20 protein-coding genes are annotated in these 15,845 nt (G+C 70.7%); 10 read left to right on the top strand and 10 right to left on the bottom strand.

Annotation, left to right across the window (positions count from 1 at the left end; genetic code table 11):
- Positions 1-121: 121 nt before the first annotated feature.
- Together cax and ABD262_RS06745 are read left to right on the top strand one after the other, a co-directional pair.
- Positions 122-1,222 carry a calcium/proton exchanger gene (gene cax, locus ABD262_RS06750; protein ID WP_344133022.1) on the top strand — a complete coding sequence of 367 codons (1,101 nt, stop codon included), beginning with the start codon at positions 122-124 and terminating at the stop codon, positions 1,220-1,222.
- Between the two features lie 125 nt (positions 1,223-1,347).
- Positions 1,348-1,707, top strand: coding sequence for a single-stranded DNA-binding protein (locus ABD262_RS06745; RefSeq protein ID WP_344133019.1), 360 nt, complete (start codon positions 1,348-1,350; stop codon positions 1,705-1,707).
- Here the strand turns inward: ABD262_RS06745 and ABD262_RS06740 are convergent.
- Positions 1,625-2,134, bottom strand: coding sequence for a hypothetical protein (locus tag ABD262_RS06740; protein ID WP_344133016.1), 510 nt, complete (start codon positions 2,132-2,134; stop codon positions 1,625-1,627). The two genes, ABD262_RS06745 and ABD262_RS06740, sit on opposite strands and share 83 nt — an antisense overlap.
- Positions 2,135-2,259: 125 nt before the next feature.
- On the opposite strand from ABD262_RS06740, the gene ABD262_RS06735 reads away from it, so the two are divergent.
- Positions 2,260-2,721, top strand: coding sequence for a helix-turn-helix transcriptional regulator (locus ABD262_RS06735; protein ID WP_344133013.1), 462 nt, complete (start codon positions 2,260-2,262; stop codon positions 2,719-2,721).
- A gap of 5 nt (positions 2,722-2,726) precedes the next feature.
- Positions 2,727-3,137, top strand: a complete 411-nt coding sequence (locus ABD262_RS06730; protein WP_344133011.1) for a VOC family protein — start codon at positions 2,727-2,729, stop codon at positions 3,135-3,137.
- 178 nt (positions 3,138-3,315) lie between these two features.
- Here the strand turns inward: ABD262_RS06730 and ABD262_RS06725 are convergent, their stop codons facing one another.
- Positions 3,316-4,725 (bottom strand): MFS transporter, encoded by a 1,410-nt coding sequence (locus tag ABD262_RS06725; protein ID WP_344133008.1) that lies wholly within the window; start codon positions 4,723-4,725, stop codon positions 3,316-3,318.
- 204 nt (positions 4,726-4,929) lie between these two features.
- Between ABD262_RS06725 and ABD262_RS06720 the strand changes: the two genes are divergently transcribed.
- Positions 4,930-5,529 (top strand): TetR/AcrR family transcriptional regulator, encoded by a 600-nt coding sequence (locus tag ABD262_RS06720; protein ID WP_344133005.1) that lies wholly within the window; start codon positions 4,930-4,932, stop codon positions 5,527-5,529.
- Positions 5,530-5,601: 72 nt separating this feature from the next.
- Here ABD262_RS06720 and ABD262_RS06715 read toward each other — a convergent pair whose 3' ends face one another.
- A complete protein-coding gene (locus tag ABD262_RS06715; RefSeq protein ID WP_344133002.1) occupies positions 5,602-6,009 on the bottom strand; it encodes a DUF3224 domain-containing protein in 408 nt (135 codons plus the stop codon).
- A gap of 64 nt (positions 6,010-6,073) precedes the next feature.
- Between ABD262_RS06715 and ABD262_RS06710 the strand changes: the two genes are divergently transcribed.
- Positions 6,074-6,973: an aldo/keto reductase gene (locus ABD262_RS06710; RefSeq protein WP_344132999.1), complete on the top strand. Its 900-nt coding sequence runs from the start codon at positions 6,074-6,076 to the stop codon at positions 6,971-6,973.
- Between the two features lie 3 nt (positions 6,974-6,976).
- Here the strand turns inward: ABD262_RS06710 and ABD262_RS06705 are convergent, their stop codons facing one another.
- A complete protein-coding gene (locus tag ABD262_RS06705; protein WP_344132996.1) occupies positions 6,977-7,597 on the bottom strand; it encodes an L-threonylcarbamoyladenylate synthase in 621 nt (206 codons plus the stop codon).
- Positions 7,598-7,728: 131 nt separating this feature from the next.
- On the opposite strand from ABD262_RS06705, the gene tdh reads away from it, so the two are divergent.
- The 3 genes from tdh to ABD262_RS06690 are packed head-to-tail and all read left to right on the top strand — an operon-like array spanning position 7,729 to position 10,551.
- Positions 7,729-8,766, top strand: coding sequence for an L-threonine 3-dehydrogenase (tdh, locus tag ABD262_RS06700; protein ID WP_344132993.1), 1,038 nt, complete (start codon positions 7,729-7,731; stop codon positions 8,764-8,766).
- 3 nt (positions 8,767-8,769) lie between these two features.
- Positions 8,770-9,978, top strand: a complete 1,209-nt coding sequence (locus tag ABD262_RS06695; protein ID WP_344132990.1) for a glycine C-acetyltransferase — start codon at positions 8,770-8,772, stop codon at positions 9,976-9,978.
- A 9-nt stretch (positions 9,979-9,987) separates the two neighbouring features.
- The gene (locus ABD262_RS06690) at positions 9,988-10,551 is read left to right on the top strand and encodes a dihydrofolate reductase family protein (protein ID WP_344132987.1); all 564 of its coding nucleotides are present in this window, start codon (positions 9,988-9,990) and stop codon (positions 10,549-10,551) included.
- Here the strand turns inward: ABD262_RS06690 and ABD262_RS06685 are convergent.
- The 3 genes from ABD262_RS06685 to ABD262_RS06675 are packed head-to-tail and all read right to left on the bottom strand — an operon-like array spanning position 10,548 to position 12,381.
- Positions 10,548-10,997 (bottom strand): OsmC family protein, encoded by a 450-nt coding sequence (locus ABD262_RS06685; protein WP_344132984.1) that lies wholly within the window; start codon positions 10,995-10,997, stop codon positions 10,548-10,550. The two genes, ABD262_RS06690 and ABD262_RS06685, sit on opposite strands and share 4 nt — an antisense overlap.
- The gene (locus ABD262_RS06680) at positions 10,997-11,536 is read right to left on the bottom strand and encodes a DUF1697 domain-containing protein (protein WP_344132982.1); all 540 of its coding nucleotides are present in this window, start codon (positions 11,534-11,536) and stop codon (positions 10,997-10,999) included. The genes ABD262_RS06685 and ABD262_RS06680 overlap by 1 nt, the downstream gene beginning before the upstream one ends.
- A complete protein-coding gene (locus ABD262_RS06675) occupies positions 11,536-12,381 on the bottom strand; it encodes a PhzF family phenazine biosynthesis protein (RefSeq protein WP_344132979.1) in 846 nt (281 codons plus the stop codon). The genes ABD262_RS06680 and ABD262_RS06675 overlap by 1 nt, the downstream gene beginning before the upstream one ends.
- A 25-nt stretch (positions 12,382-12,406) precedes the next feature.
- On the opposite strand from ABD262_RS06675, the gene ABD262_RS06670 reads away from it, so the two are divergent.
- A complete protein-coding gene (locus ABD262_RS06670; RefSeq protein ID WP_344132977.1) occupies positions 12,407-13,027 on the top strand; it encodes a histidine phosphatase family protein in 621 nt (206 codons plus the stop codon).
- A gap of 27 nt (positions 13,028-13,054) precedes the next feature.
- Here ABD262_RS06670 and ABD262_RS06665 read toward each other — a convergent pair whose 3' ends face one another.
- The 3 genes from ABD262_RS06665 to ABD262_RS06655 form a co-directional block, all read right to left on the bottom strand.
- Positions 13,055-13,690, bottom strand: coding sequence for an RES family NAD+ phosphorylase (locus ABD262_RS06665; RefSeq protein ID WP_344132974.1), 636 nt, complete (start codon positions 13,688-13,690; stop codon positions 13,055-13,057).
- Positions 13,687-14,232, bottom strand: a complete 546-nt coding sequence (locus ABD262_RS06660; RefSeq protein WP_344132971.1) for a hypothetical protein — start codon at positions 14,230-14,232, stop codon at positions 13,687-13,689. The genes ABD262_RS06665 and ABD262_RS06660 overlap by 4 nt, the downstream gene beginning before the upstream one ends.
- A 113-nt stretch (positions 14,233-14,345) precedes the next feature.
- The gene (locus tag ABD262_RS06655; RefSeq protein ID WP_344132969.1) at positions 14,346-15,827 is read right to left on the bottom strand and encodes a glutamate-cysteine ligase family protein; all 1,482 of its coding nucleotides are present in this window, start codon (positions 15,825-15,827) and stop codon (positions 14,346-14,348) included.
- Positions 15,828-15,845: the final 18 nt, after the last annotated feature.

Here is a 15,845-nt window from a genome sequence, read left to right as displayed (position 1 = left end):
CTCCCAGGGCCGTACTTCCCCTGAGTGACGTGGGGGCGGCGTGGAGACTGCTCCGCGCCGCCCCCGCGTGCTCTGATGAACCACCGGCAGCCCGCACGCTCGCCCGACGGAGGAGAACCGCATGCCCGCGACGACCACTCGAACCGCCGCCGAACAGCCCACCTTCATCCGCTCCGACTACGTCGTCCTCGGTGCGGGCACGCTGGCCGTCCTCGCCGCCGCGGTGACGCGCTTCGCCGGTGGGGGAGCGGTGCTCCCCTTCGTGTGCTCGGCCGTCGCGGTGACCCTCCTGGCCTCGCTCGTGGGACGATCGGTGGAGCAGCTCGGTGACCGGTTCGGCCCCGGGGCGACCGGGGTCCTGCAGTCGGCCCTGGGCAACCTGCCCGAGCTGTTCATCGCGTTGTTCGCGCTCAAGGCCGGCCTGGTCGGGGTGGTGCAGGCGGCCCTGATCGGCTCGATCCTGGCCAACCTGCTCCTCGTGCTCGGACTGGCCTTCGTGGTCGGCGGGCTCAAGCACGGGACCCAGCAGCTCGACTCCGAGCGCGCACGCAGCATCATCGTCCTGATGGTGCTCTCCGTGGCAGCGATGGTGGTGCCGTCGCTGGCCCACTACGTCCACACCCCGGCCGCGGCGCACGAGAAGACGCTCTCGCTGATCGTGTCGGTCGTGCTGCTGGTCCTCTTCGCGCTCACGCTCCCGTCCTCGCTGCGCAAGCAGCCGAGTGGGGCCGAGCAGGACCCCGACCACACCGAGGCGCCGCGCTGGCCGATCTGGCTGGCCGTCGGGCTGCTCGCTGCCGCCGCAGCCGCCGCAGCCTTCGTCTCCGACTGGTTCGTCGTGGCGCTCGAGCCCGCCATGGGCGCGCTCAACATCTCCGACGCCTTCGCCGGACTGGTCATCGTCGCCATCGCCGGCAACGCGATCGAGAACGTCGTCGGGGTGCAGCTGGCCGCGCAGAACCGGTCCGAGTACGCGTTCGCCATCGTCATCAACTCGCCGATCCAGATCGCCCTCGTCCTCGCGCCGCTGCTGGTCGTGCTCTCGGCCGTCTTCGGGTTCGCGTCGCTGACCCTGGTGTTCGCGCCGATGCTGGTGGTGTCGGTCGTGATCGCCGTGATCCTCACGGCGTTCATCACCTTCGACGGCGAGTCCACCTGGATCGAGGGTGCCGCCCTGATCGCGGTGTATGCCGTGATCGCCACCTCGTTCTGGTGGGGCTGAGCTCGCGGCGGCCCCAGCCCGCGGAACGGCACGTCTCGTCCACAGGTTGCGTCGCGACGGCCGCTCCGTGCACAGGCGATGGCTCCGCACTGGAGGAGACCGGGGGAGTGGCCCACGGTTGACCCATGGACGAGACCGGGGAGTGGACGAACGAGGTGCGGCTGGTCGGTCGGATCAGCGTGGACGCGCAGGAGCGGGAGCTGCCCAGCGGTGACCGCGTGGCTCAGCTGCGGGTGGTGGTCCCGCGGTCGAGCGACGGAGGCGCTGCCCGCGTAGACACGATCGACGTGGCCTGCTGGTCGGCTCGCACCCGTCGCAGCGCACGCGGCCTGAAGGCGCAGGAGACCGTCGAGGTGGTCGGGGCCCTGCGACGCCGGTTCTTCCGCACCGGCACGGTCACGGTCAGTCGTTACGAGGTGGAGGCGTTGTCGCTGAAGCGGATTCGCCCTGGGTCAGGAACTCCCAGGTCAGCCCGTGCGCGATGACGATCAGGCAGATCAGGGCGATCGCCGCGACCTGGATCGGCTCCAGACCCAGCCCGCCTGCGACCGACGGGGCCAGCCCGAGCACGAGGATGGCCGCGTAGAGGACGACGACGACCCAGCGGAAGCGGCGGAACGGCCCGGGATGGGGGACCTGGCCGTCGAGCTGGATCATCCGCCAGGTCGAGACGATCCCGACGACCGCCACCAGGCCGAAGGTCGTGCGCCACATGAAGGGTCGGTCAGGGGCCACCTGCGCGAACAGCCCCATCAGCGCCGGCAGGAGGAAGGACAGGTAGATGCCCCCGGCGAGCTTGCGCACCTCAGGTGTCGACAACAGCTGCGGCCGTCGCTCGAGCACGTTCCACCACAACCCCACCAGCGTGAAGCAGGTGGCGGACAGGAAGGCGTAGAAGCTGGACAGGTCCATGACGTCCTCCTCGCCAGACGGTCTGCCCATGGTCGCACCGCGCGCGGAGGGTTGCGATCAGGAGGCGACCTGCAAGCCGGCCGAGAGAGGTGCGTCGGGTCGCTGCCTCGTGGCACGATCGCGGGGTGACCAGCAGCTCGCCAGCACCCACCGCGCGCACCCAGCAGCTGCGCGACCTGGCCGTCCTGCGGCGGGTCCGCGACCGGATCGACCGCGAGTACGCGCAGCCCCTCGACGTCGAGGCCTTAGCCAGGGGTGCGCACATGTCGGCCGGACACCTGAGTCGTGAGTTCCGCAAGGCGTACGGCGAGTCTCCCTACGGATACGTCATGACCCGACGGATCGAGCGCGCGATGGCCTTGCTGCGCCGCGGCGACCTGAGCGTCACCGAGGTCTGTTACGCCGTGGGCTGCCAGTCGCTCGGCACCTTCAGCACCCGTTTCACCGAGCTCGTCGGGATGCCGCCGAGCACCTACCGGCGCGAGGCCGCGGAGTCGGTCGCCGGGATCCCGTCCTGTGTGGCCAAGCAGGTCACCAGACCGGTCAGGAATCGAGAAGCGGCGACCGTCGAGCCGCAGCTAGCGTGACCGCCATGGACATCACGATTCACTCGAGCTTCCTCCCGCACGACGACCCGGAGGCCGCGCTCGGTTTCTACCGCGACGTCCTCGGCTTCGAGGTCCGGGGCGATGTCGGCTACCAGGGCATGCGGTGGATCACGGTCGGGCCCACCGGTCAGCCCGGGACCTCGATCGTGCTGCACCCACCGGCCGTCGACCCGGGCATCACCGAGGAGGAACGGCGGACCATCGTCGAGATGATGGCCAAGGGCACCTACGGCGGGATCCTGCTGGCGACGGCCGACCTCGACGACACGTTCGAGCGCGTCCAGGCCAGCGGCACCGAGGTCGTCCAGGAACCCACCGAGCAGCCCTACGGTGTGCGCGACTGCGCGATCCGGGACCCCGCAGGCAACCTGATCCGCATCCAGGAGCGGCGCTGACCCGGACGCGGGTCGCGGTCGTCTTGTGCTCACCCTAGAACGCCGATAATCGACATTATGTCAACTCGCCGTTTGGAGACCCCTCCCCACGTGCACCACCCGACGATGCCCCGGCCCTCGTCGTGAGGACACCGGGCCATCGTCGGGTGGTGCACGTGGCGGACTGGGTCGCAGCGGGCTAGGTCGCAGCGGGCTCGAGAGCCAGCGTCTCGACCGCCGCCGGCGCCGGTGTCGGCCTGGGACGCGCGACGGCCAGCACCAGGACGACGGCGACGACGATCAGCGCCGCGGCCACCCCGAACCCACGATCTGCGCCCAGGACGAACAGCCCCCTGGCGTGGGTGCTCGCCGACGGACCCGAAGCGGCTCCGGGACCGGCGGTGGCGAACACCGTGACCAGGATCGCCAGCCCCACGGCTCCCCCGACCTGCTGGGTCACGTTGACCAGGCCAGAGGCGACTCCAGCCTCCTGCGGAGCCACCCGAGCCATGCCCGCAGCGGTCAGTGGCACGAAGGCCGTGCCGTTGCCGAAGGCGAAGACCACCATCGAGCCGATCAGGTGGGAGTACGTGGTGTCGACCTCCAACCTGGTGAGCATCAGCAGGCCGACAGCAGACAGGACCATGCCGACGAGCATCACGACTCGCCCCCCGAACCTCGGCACGAACAGCCGGGTGGCGAGCTGGGAGCTCACGAACACCGTGACCGGGAAGGGCACGAACGCCAGCCCGGTGCGCACCGGCGACCACCCGAGCACGAGCTGGAAGTACTGGCTCAGGAAGAAGAACGCGCCCATGCTTCCTGCCACGAGCAACATCCGGGCCACGTAGGCGCTCGCTCGCTCGCGGTCGGCGAACAGGTGCAGTGGCGTGATGGGGTGCTCCACGGCGCGCTCGACGGCGACGAAGGCGGTGAGCAGCGCGAGGGCCACGGCGAACGAGCCCACGGCAGTGGCACTCCCCCAGCCGTCGGCCGCCGCTCGGATGAAGCCGTAGACCAGCGCGGTCATGCCAGCGGTGGAGAGGAGGCTGCCGGCGTAGTCGATCCGACCGTGCTGCGCGCGGGTGCTGGGCAGTGCGATCCGCGACAGGGCCAGCACCACGAGGCCGATCGGGACGTTGACGAACATGACCCACCGCCACGAGGCGTAGTTGGTCAGCAGTCCCCCGGCGATCAGACCGATGGCCGCGCCACTGGCCGACACGATCGTGTAGTAGCCGATGGCCCGGGTGCGGTCCTCGGCCCGCGGGTACAGGCCCATCAGGATGGCCAGGGCGGAGGGCGCCACGAGCGCCGCACCCACACCCTGCGCGGCGCGGGCCAGGAACAGGTGGGCGCCCGCGTCGGCGAAACCGCCGAGCAGCGAGGCCGTGGTGAACAGGAGCATGCCGACCGCGAACACCGCCCGACGCCCGAAGAGGTCGCCGGCCCGGGCGCCGAGCAGCAGCAGTCCCCCGAACGCGAGGGTGTAGGCGTTCACGACCCAGGAGAGGTTGGCCGGTGCGATCTGCAGCGCCTGCTGCATGTCCGGCAGGGCGATGTTCACGATGGCCGCGTCGAGCACGATCATCAGCTGCGTCGTAAGCACGACGGCGAGGGTGAGCCAGGTCCGGGTGGACGGGGCTGGGGCAACACTGGAGCTCATGGATGGAGGTCCTTCCCGGCAGCGCGAGCTATGATGGCGATGAAGCGGAGGATCCCTCCGCGTCGTTGCGAAGGATGGAAACGGAGATTTCCTCCGCTTCTGGAACTATACGGAGGATGCCTCCGGTTATGCAAGGTGGTGGCCAGGATGTCCCCTGACGAGGGCAAGACGCTGCGGGCGGACGCCGCCCGCAACCGCTCGCGACTGCTCGACGCCGCCACGCTCGCCTTCGCCGAGCGCGGTGCGGACGTCTCGCTCGACGACATCGCCAAGGCCGCCGGGCTCGGCATCGGCACCCTCTACCGCCACTTCCCCACCCGCGAGGACCTCGTGCTCGCCGTCTACGGGGCGCAGATCGACGCCCTGGACCAGCGCTCTCGCGAGCTGGCCGCCAGCGACGACCCCGGCGAGGCGCTCCGGGAGTGGATGCGCGGCTTCGTGGACTTCTATGCCGTCAAGCAGGGCATGGTCACGCTGCTGCGCACCATGATGAACGGCAGCCGTGCGGGTCAGTTCGAGCAGACCCGCGCCACGATGCGTGCGGCGGCCGAGCGCGTGCTGGCTCCCGCCGCCGGGGCCGGTGTCATCCGCCAGGACGTCGCGGCTCCGGAGCTGATCCGCGCGCTGGGCGGCATCTGCCTGACCAGTGACCCGAAGAGCACCCCGCCGTCGTCGACGCTGGCCCTGGTCGACCTCGTCTACGACGGGCTGCGCTTCGGCGCTCCGGTCACTGCCAGCTCAGGCTGAGGCGCGCGAGCCGCAACCGACCTCGTCGGGCGCAGTGCCAGCGGGCCGCCGACCTCCGGTCGCTGGAGCAGGTCAGAGCGCGTAGTCGAACCAGATGCGGTGGGTCCCGTCCTCCTCGACGGCCAGGCCCCCTGCACCGGCGATGCCGGTCAGGTCACCGGTGCCGCTCCCCGGCACGACGACGAAGTGCTCGGCCACCCGGTCGGCGCCCGTCGTGGTGGCCCCGTGGGTGAAGTTGAACGCTCCCTCGGCTCCGGCGAGCGAACCCTGGAACGACTCCATGGCGACGTAGGTGCCGACCCCGGAGGCCTGGTCGAAGGCGGCCGTGAAGATGGTCGACGAGCGCCCCTCGACTCCCCCGCTGAACTGCTTCACCAGCACCGCGACCCCGACGGGCAGAGACGTCGACACCTCGGCCGGCGCTGGGTCGAGCGTGGCCGGGACGAACGACTCGACGGTGAACGTGCCTTCAGCTCGCATGCCCAGGAACCTAGCGACCACCACTGACACCCCCACTCCGGTGGGCCGCGGTTACGGTGGGGACATGGCCAGCCACGACAGCAGGGGCATCACGGACCGCACGGACACCGCCGACCCCGCGGGGTCCCCCGACACGACGGCATACCGGCTGAACGACGGCACCACGCTGCCGGCGATCGGCTTCGGCACCTACCCGCTCACCGGCGAGGAAGGCATCGCGGCCATGGTCTCCGCCCTGGAGGCCGGCTACCGGCTGCTCGACTCGGCCGTCAACTACGACAACGAGACCGAGGTCGGCGAAGCCCTGCGCCGCTCGGGCCTGGCCCGGGAGGAGGTCGCCGTCACCACCAAGATCCCTGGGCGGTTCCATGCCAGAGACCTTGCGCTGCGGTCACTTCGAGACTCGGCGAGCCGTCTGGGGGTGGACCAGGTCGACGTGGCCCTCATTCACTGGCCCAACCCCAGCCAGGACCTCTACCCGCAGGCCTGGCAGGCCCTGGTCGAGGCTCAGCGCGACGGTCTGGTGCGCACCATCGGAGTCAGCAACTTCACCGAGCAGCACCTGCAGCGGATCATCGACGAGTCGGGCGTGACTCCGGCCGTCAACCAGATCGAGCTGCACCCCTACTTCCCCCAGGCTGGGATGCGGGCCGTGCACGAGTCGCTGGGGGTCCGCACCGAGGCCTGGAGTCCGATGGGGAAGCGACAGGCGCCTTTCGACGCGCCGGCAGTGGCGGACGCTGCCGCGGCCCACGGGGTCACCCCCGGACAGGTCATCCTCCGCTGGCACGTGCAGCTCGGCTCCCTGGCGCTGCCCAAGTCGGCCACGCCCGAGCGGCAGCGGCAGAACCTCGACGTCTTCGGGTTCGCGTTGACCCGGGCGGAGATGGACGCGATCACCGCGCTCGGACGACCTGACGGACGGCTCTTCGGGGGCGACCCCGACACCCACGAGGAGATGTAGCCCTCACTCGAACGGCGTCGGGTCTCCCGCGCCCACCCGCATGACCTGCGGTGTGCCGTCGGAGTAGTCCACCACCGTCGTGGGGTCGGTGCCGCACTCCCCCGCGTCGATGACCGCGTCGACCTGGTGGTCGAGCTCCTCCTTGACCAGCCAGCCCTCGGTCATCGGCGCGGTCTCGTCGGGCAGGATCAGCGTGCTCGACAACATCGGCTCGCCGAGCTCGGCCAGCAGCGCCTGGACCACCCGGTTGTCGGGGATCCGGACGCCCACGGTCTTCTTCTTCGGGTGCAGCAGTCGGCGAGGCACTTCCTTGGTCGCCGGCAGGATGAACGTGTACGGCCCCGGGGTGGCCGCCTTGATCGCGCGGAACACCCGGTTGTCGATGTGCACGAGCTGCCCGAGCTGGGCGAAGTCGGCGCAGACGAGGGTGAAGTGGTGCCTGTCGTCGAGGTGCCGGATCCGCGCGATCCGTTCCTTGCCCTCCTGGTTGCCCAGGGCGCAGCCCAGCGCGTAGCCGGAGTCGGTCGGGTAGGCGACCAGCCCCCCGTCACGGATCAGCTGGACCGCCTGGCTGATCGCCCGCGGCTGCGGGTCCACGGGGTGCACGTCGAGGTAGCGGGCCATGCACCGACTGTATGCCGCGACGTCGCGGCGCGGGCGCACGCCCGCGCCGCGGTGGGAACCGCGCGGCACACGTCGCGGTGGGAACCACGCGGCATACCCCGGGTCCGAAGGGGGCGGCTATGTTGTTCGGCGTGCGAGCACTCGTGAAGACCCACGCCGGCCCCGGACTCGAGATGGTGGACGTCCCCGAACCACAACCCGGCCCCAACGACGTCAAGATCCGCGTGCTGCGCGCCGGGCTCTGCGGGACCGACCTCCACCTCGAGCAGTGGGACGAGTGGGCGGCCTCGACCGTCAAGGCCCCCATGACCATCGGCCACGAGTTCTACGGCGAGGTCGTCGAGGTGGGTGCGGACGTCGACTCGGTGAAGGTCGGCCAGCGCGCCTCCGGGGAGGGGCACATCGTCTGTGGCACGTGTCGCAACTGCCGCGCCGGGCGGCGTCACATGTGCATACACACCAAGGGAATCGGCGTGAACCGGGACGGTGCCTTCGCTGACTTCGTCGTGATCCCCGCGTCGAACGTGTGGGTGCAGCCCGACGACCTCGATCCCGACCTCGGCGCCGTCTTCGACCCGTTGGGCAACGCGACCCACACGGCGTTGTCCTTCCCCATGGCGGGTGAGGACGTGGTCATCACCGGCGCGGGGCCGATCGGGGTGATGGCCGCGGCGCTGGCCCGGCACGTGGGGGCGCGGCACGTCGTCGTCACCGACCTGAGCGACTACCGCCTGGCACTGGCCAAGGAGGCGGGGGCCGACCTGGTCGTCAACGCCCGCACGTCCGACCTCGGGGAGGCGATGCAGACCCTCGGGATGAAGGAGGGCTTCGACGTGGGGCTGGAGATGTCAGGGGTGCCCAGCGCGGTGGAGGACATGCTCGCCCACATGAACCACGGCGGCCGGGTCGCCATGCTCGGCCTGCCGAAGGACCCCTTCCCCATCGACTGGGGGCGCGTCATCACGCACATGATCACCATCAAGGGCATCTACGGCCGGGAGATGTACGACACCTGGTACGCGATGAGCTCGATGCTGGGCAACTCCCCCGTCCTGCGCGACCGGATCGCGTCGGTCATCACCCACCGCCTGCCTGCCGAGCAGTGGCAGGATGCCTTCGCCGCCGCCCGGTCCGGGCAGTGCGGCAAGGTCATCATGGATTGGAGCTGAGCGATGTACGGCACCGTCAAGGACGAGCTGGCCGCGACCCTGCGGGAGATCGAGGAGGCCGGTCTCTACAAGCGGGAGCGGGAGCTGTCCTCACCCCAGTCGGCCCACATCCGGACCGCGCGCGCTGACGGCGCCACCGCGGAGGCACTGAACTTCTGCGCCAACAACTACCTGGGTCTGGCCGACCACCCCGAGGTCGAGGCCGCCGCCGCCAAGGCGTTGCAGGACTGGGGGTTCGGCATGGCCAGCGTGCGGTTCATCTGTGGCACGCAGGTGCTCCACAAGCAGCTGGAGGGGGCGTTGTCCGAGTTCCTCCAGATGGAGGACACGATCCTCTACTCGTCCTGCTTCGACGCCAACGGCGGCGTGTTCGAGGTGCTCTTCGGGGCAGAGGACGCGATCATCTCCGACGAGCTCAACCACGCCTCGATCATCGACGGCATCCGGCTCTCGAAGGCCAAGCGGTTCCGGTACAAGAACGCCGACATGGCGGACCTGCGCACCCAGCTCGAGGCCGCTGTGGCGGCCGGCGCCCACCGCACGGTGGTCGTCACCGACGGGGTCTTCTCGATGGACGGGTTCCTCGCGCCGCTCGACCGGATCTGTGACCTCGCCGACGAGTTCGGCGCGATGGTGCTCGTCGACGACAGCCACGCCGTGGGGTTCGTCGGCGAGGGAGGTCGCGGCACCCCGGAGCGGTTCGGGGTCATGGACCGCGTCGACATCATCACCGGCACGCTGGGCAAGGCCCTCGGCGGCGCCTCCGGAGGCTACGTCAGCTCGCACCGCGAGATCGTCGACCTGCTGCGGCAGCGGTCCCGGCCGTACCTGTTCTCCAACGCCGTGGCGCCCAGCGTCGCCGCCGGCTCACTCAAGGCCCTGGAGATCGCCGCCGGCTCCCAAGACGCGCGGGCCCGGCTGCAGGCCAACACGGCGCTGTTCCGGCAGCTGATGACCGACGCCGGCTTCACCCTGCTGCCCGGCGAGCACCCCATCACCCCCGTCATGTTCCCCGGCGACGACGGCGCGCGGCTCGCCGCCCAAGTGGCCGACGCGATGCTCGAGCAGGGCGTCTACGTCATCGCCTTCTCCTACCCCGTTGTCCCCCAAGGCAAGGCGCGCATCCGCGTGCAGCTGTCCGCCGGCCACTCCGAGGACGACGTGCGGGCCTGCGTCGCCGCGTTCGTGGCCGCGCGCGACCGGGTCGCCTGAGGGGTCATCGTGGCGAGACTGCTCTACTCCGCGATCGCCTCGCTCGACGGCTACACCGTGGATGCGTCCGGGAGCTTCGCCTGGGCGGCCCCGAGCGAGGAGGTGCACGCGTTCGTCAACGACCGTGAGCGCACCGTGGGCACCTACGTCTACGGCCGGCGCATGTGGGAGGTGATGCGCTACTGGGCGAGCGACGACCCTGCGTCGGACCGCTCCTCGGTGTCCGCCGAGTACCGGCGGATCTGGCAGTCTGCCGACAAGGTCGTGGTGTCCGGCTCGCTGGCCGCGGTCGACACCCCACGCACCCAGCTCGTGCGCGACCTCGACGCCGCAGACCTGCTGCAGCGCAAGGCGAAAGCGTCGGCCGACCTGGGGATCGGTGGCCCGACCCTGGCAGCGCAGGCCTTCCGCGCCGGCCTGGTCGACGAGGTCTCGCTGTACCTCCACCCCGTCTCGGTGGGCGGCGGGACGCCGGCGCTCCCCCGCGACACGACCGTCGACCTGCGGCTCGCAGAGCAGCACACCTTCGGCGACGGGGTCGTGTTCCTGCGCTACGAGGTCGCGCCGACCTAGTCCTCGGCCAGCCCGCTGTCGATCGGGGTCCCGATCACCACGGTCCGGCTCACGGTGCAGAGTCGGTCGTGGGACATCGCGATCGCCTTGGGGAGCATCTCGCGGGCCGCGTCACCCGCCTCGCCCGCCGGGAACTCCACCGCGAAGCGCACCGTGATGTTGTCCAGGTGGTTGCCGTTGTCGTCCCTGACCTTGTCGCCCTCGGCCGTCACCGTGTACGTCTCCGGCTCAGCGCGCTTGGCGGTGATGAAGTCGACGTCGGTGGCGCTGCAGCCGGCGATCGCCGCCAGCAACAGCTCGACCGGGGTGAAGTGGGTGGAGTCCCCTCCTCCGCCCAGCAGCATCGTGCCGCCCCGCGCGTTGGTCACCTCGTACAACCCCTTCTCGACCCGCGTCATGCTGATCGAACGGTGACCGAGTCCCGTGCCGCCGGTCTCTTCTGCCATCAGACACTCCACTTCTGCGCCAGCGCGCGGACGACCTTGATGTTCCGGGCGGTGCCCGGGACACCCAGGATCTTCTCGATGCGTGCGCCGGTGAGCTTGGCCTCGTGGAACGGCACCGCGAACTCCATGAGCACATCCTTGCCGATCACCGTGGCGCGTTCGCGCGCGACCTCCTGCGCGTGCAGCTCCGCGGTCGCTGCCGCGGACGGCGCGGTGGTGCAGAAGCTGACGTAGCGACTCGTCTCCCCCTTCACCTGCTCCGGTATGCCGTCCAGCTCCGCCAGGAGGGCCGGCAGCTCGGCGGGCTTGCGGGCGATGGCCACGATGTCGAAGCCGGCGTGCGCGCCGAGGACCCGACCGACCTCGGCCTCGACCTTGGCGACGCTGCGCAGCGCAGACGTGACGAAGAAGTTGCCGGTCTGGATGTGCGACTCCACGTCACCGAAGCCCTCGTCGGACAGCACGGCTCGGGCATCTGCCATCTTGAGCTGGCGCTTCCCGACGTTGACCGCCCGCAGGAACACGATGTAGCCGGCCATCAGAGCACCACCTCTCCCGACCCCACGACCCGGACGAGGCCGCCGACCGTGACTGTCCCCTCCGCGGACACCTCCAGCTCGAGTGACGAGGGTCGCGACACCTGCTCGCCCTGGCTCACCGTCCAGCGGCCGGACCGGCCCCGGGCCACGAGCCAGGCGCCGAGGTTGGAGCAGGCCGAGCCGGTGGCCGCGTCCTCCGACACCGCCTGGCCGTCGCTGATCAGGGCCCGGGCCTCGATCCGCCCCTCACCCGCCGGTGACCACACGTAGATGAGCGTCTCTCCGCCGCGGGCGCCCATGCCGGCATACCCACCCACGAGGTCGGGCTTCGCGCGGGCGCGGCGCACCGCGTCGACGGAAGCCGCCTGGGCGATGACCTGGGAGGTGCCCACACTGACCTGCTGCACCGGCTCGACGAGGTCGTCGGCGTCGAGCCCGAGGGCGACTGCGACGTCGACGACGGCCAGGTCCGCTTCCACGCGACCGGCGTTGGCCGTGAGGGTCCAGCGGTCGCCCTGCGCCGCCACGGGGATGACCCCGGCCGGCATCGACAGGCCGAGCCGGTCGCCGAGCCCGTGCAGCTCGCGGGCGACGTGGGCGGTGCCCAGCGTCGGGTGACCTGCGAACGGCATCTCGAAGGACGTCGTGAAGATCCGCACCCCCGCGTCGGCCCCGTCGGCCGGTGGCACCAGGAAGGTCGTCTCGGACAGGTTGAACTGCCGCGCCAGCCCGAGCATCTGGTCGTCGGAGAGCGCGGAGCCGTCCTCGAAGACACACAACGGGTTGCCCGAGAACGGGTCGTCCTCGTGCGCGAAGACGTTGAGCAGGCGGTACCTCAAGCGCATGTTGCCACTCTGTCAGACTGGCGCCGTGACCTCAGCGCCAGCGGTACCAGATGGCCGACTCGTGTTGCTGCGCCATGGCGAGACGGAGTGGTCGAGGTCGGGGAAGCACACCGGTCGCACCGACGTGCCGCTGACCGAGCACGGCGAGGAGCTCGCGCGCCAGGCCGGGCGGCTCGTCGCCGACTACCACTTCGTCCTCACCCTGAGCTCCTCGTTGCAGCGCGCCCGACGGACCGCAGAGCTCGCGGGGCTGACGCCCGAGGTCGACGACGACCTCCTCGAGTGGGACTACGGCGGCTACGAAGGCCTCACGACCCCGCAGATCCGGGAGCGGCTCGGCTCCGACTGGACCGTCTTCCGCGACGGGGTGCCACCCGGCGACACCCCCGGTGAGACGGTCGAGGAGGTCGCCGCCCGCGCCTCGCGCGTGGTCCAGCGCGCCGTCGCGGCGATGGCCGGAGGCGACGTCGCCCTGGTCGGTCACGGCCACTGCCTCCGGGTCCTCACCAGTGTCTTCCTGCGCCAGGAGCCGCGGCTCGGGGCCCAGCTGCTGCTCGACGCGGGGTCGGTCAGCGTGCTCCAGTTCGAGCGCGAGCAGCCGGCCGTCCGGGTCTGGAACCACGGGCCGGCGATCGGCGGACACTGAACGGGTCCGGCTGCGGACGGCAGCCGGTCAGTCGCGAGTCGCCCTCGTGCGCGGTGGGCGCACGACGGTCAGGTCGCTGCGTCGCGGGTTGGGCAGCGCCACCGGGGCGCCCGGAACCTGTTGTGCCGGAACCGGATCGGGGTCGACGGGCCAGTCACGGACGCCCTCGTCGTCGAACAGGGCCAGCGCACTCGAGTCCCCCGGGGTGAACCGCGGTCCGTACCTGACTCCCCCGAACCCCGCCTGGTCGAAAGCACGGGCCCACGCCTGCGGCACGGCATACGGCACGGTCGACTCGAGCTCTCGGGTTACCCCGAACTCGGCTGCGCGGCGGTCCTGGGTGTCGGCGACGTCGCGGGCGACCGGCACGCGGAGCCGGGAGACCACCGACTCCTCGAGCAGGCTCTCCGGGACCGACTGAGAGCCACCGAGGACCGGCCCCAGCCGCTCGCGCAGCGCGCTCAGCGGGTCGAGGGCGAGGTAGCAGGTGCCGCGCGGCGCGCGGAGGTCGAACCGGCCGCCGCCGTCGTTACCGAACCACCACGGACCGAGGTCACGACCGTGGGCGCGGAACAGGTCGGCCTCCTCGACGACGGGGTAGGCCGGGAAGTCGGCCACGGAGTCGGGAGGCGGACCGAGGGCGGTCCGCTCGCGAGCCGTCATGCGGCCCACTGGCTGGCGTCGGCGACGGCCGCCGCCGTCACCCGCGCCACCGAGCTCGGGGAGGACCGGTGCACGACGAGGTAGTCGACCGCACTGTGGCCGTCGAACACGGCCGACGGGGTCGTGAGCCACGCCCCGATCGACCAGCCGTCGGCACCTTTGCGGACGAAGGCGCCCACGGCGTCCTGGACTCCCGGGCGGACGGCCCCGTTGCGGCCGAACTGCAGCGACGGGTAGACGAGGTGCCCGTCGGTGGTGCGGCAGGCGAGGACCGTGCCTCTGCGCACCCGGTCGAAGAGCGCCTGGCGGGAGATGCCCAGCCAGGCCACCAGGCCCGCGGTGTCGTAGAACGGTCCCAGCGGCTGGTCGAGCGGGTGCACGGACGGCAGGGCGGCGAGCATCCGGTCGGCGAGGGCCTCGACGTCACCGAGCTCCAGCCGGCGTCCCTGCGCCTCGAGCTCGGCAGCGCGCTGCTCCACCCGGGACCGCACCGCCTCGGCGAGGGCGTCGGCGTCTGTCGTGGTCCGGGTCCTCGAGGTCATCAGTGCCTCCGTTGCGTCAAGGGCGTCAAGGTCTGAAGACACCATAGCGTCCCGAACCGACACCGCCGAGCTCGGCGGCACGCCTCACCGCCGTGCTGGGCTCGCTGCCGTGGTCAGGGCAGTGGCCAGGTGTGCACCGGCTCGTTGCTGTGCATGTGCGTCGCGTAGAGCCGCAGCATCTCGGCCAGCGCCTTCTGCCGGTCCAGCCCCGCGGCCTCGAGCCGTTCGACCGTGTCGGTCTGCCAGGTCGCCCCGTTGGTGCTGGTCTTGCAGCGGCCCTCGATGACGGACAGGTAGCGGTCGCGGACGGCCTGGGAGACACCCCAGTCCGACAGCCCTTCGTGGGCCATCGGCAGGAGGTGCCGGAGCACCAGCTCCTCGGCCCGCACCTCGCCGAAACCCGGCCAGTAGAGCCGCGACTCGATGCCGTCACGGGCGGCGTTGTGGAAGTTCTGCTCCGCGGCGGCGAAGCTCATCTTGGTCCAGAGGGGGCGGTCGTCCGAGGCCAGCTTGCGGATGACCCCGTAGTAGAAGGCCGCGTTGGCCAGCACGTCGACCAGGGTCGGGCCGGCCGGCAGGACACGGTTCTCGACGCGCAGGTGGGGCGTGCCGTCGACGATGTCGTAGATCGGCCGGTTCCAGCGGTAGACGGTGCCGTTGTGCAGCCGCAGCTCGGGCAGCGAAGGTGCCTCGCCGGCCGCGAGCATGGCCACCGGGTCCTCGTCGCTGACCTCGGCCAGCAAGGCCGGGAAGTAGCGGACGTTCTCCTCGAACAGGTCGAAGATCGAGGTGATCCAGCGCTCGCCGAAGAACACCCGCGGCCGGACGCCCTGGTTCTTCAGCTCGATGCTGCGGGTGTCGGTGGCCTGGCTGAACAGCTCGATCCGGGTCTCGGCGTGCAGACGCTTGCCGAAGAAGTAGGGCGAGTTGGCGGCCAGCGCGATCTGGGGTGCGACCAGGGCCTGCGCGGAGTTCCAGTGCGCGGCGAAGTCCTGCGGCGCGACCTGGAGGTGGAGCTGGACGCTGGTGCACGCGGACTCGGGGGCGATCGAGTCGCAGTAGGTCGCCACCCGCTCCCCCGTCGGGCCCTCGATATCGAGGTAGATGTCCTCGCCGCGCGCGTAGAAGATCGAGTCGTTGAGCGCCGTGTAGCGGTTGTTCGCGCTGATCCAGTCACCCTCGAAGTGCTCGGGCATGATCGTGGGGAGGATGCCGACGGCGACGATGTGGGCGCCGCGCTTCTCCGCGGCCGTGCTGGCGGCGTTGAGCGAGGCACGCATCTCGTCCTCGAGCTCGATCGCCGAGTCGCCCGGGAGCGGGCGGGGCGGCACGTTGAGCTCGATGTTGTACTGGGCGAGCTCGGTCTGGTAGCCGGGGTCGGCGATCTCCTCGAGCACCTCGGCGTTGGCGAACTTGGGCTGGTAGGCGTCGTCGACGAGGTTGAGCTCGATCTCCATCCCGGTCATCGGGCGGTCGAACTCGAACTGGCTCTGGGCCAGCATCCGCTCGAAGACATCGAGGTTCTGGCGGACCTTCTCGCGGTACCGCTGGCGCTGCTCGCGCGTGTAGCTCTGCGCGTTGACCTCTTCGCCCACGGAACCTCCTCCGGTGTA

Origin of the sequence: Pedococcus bigeumensis, from assembly GCF_039531795.1 — a bacterium.
Lineage (GTDB): Bacteria > Actinomycetota > Actinomycetes > Actinomycetales > Dermatophilaceae > Pedococcus > Pedococcus bigeumensis.
This window is presented reverse-complemented; position numbering and strand designations above follow the sequence as displayed.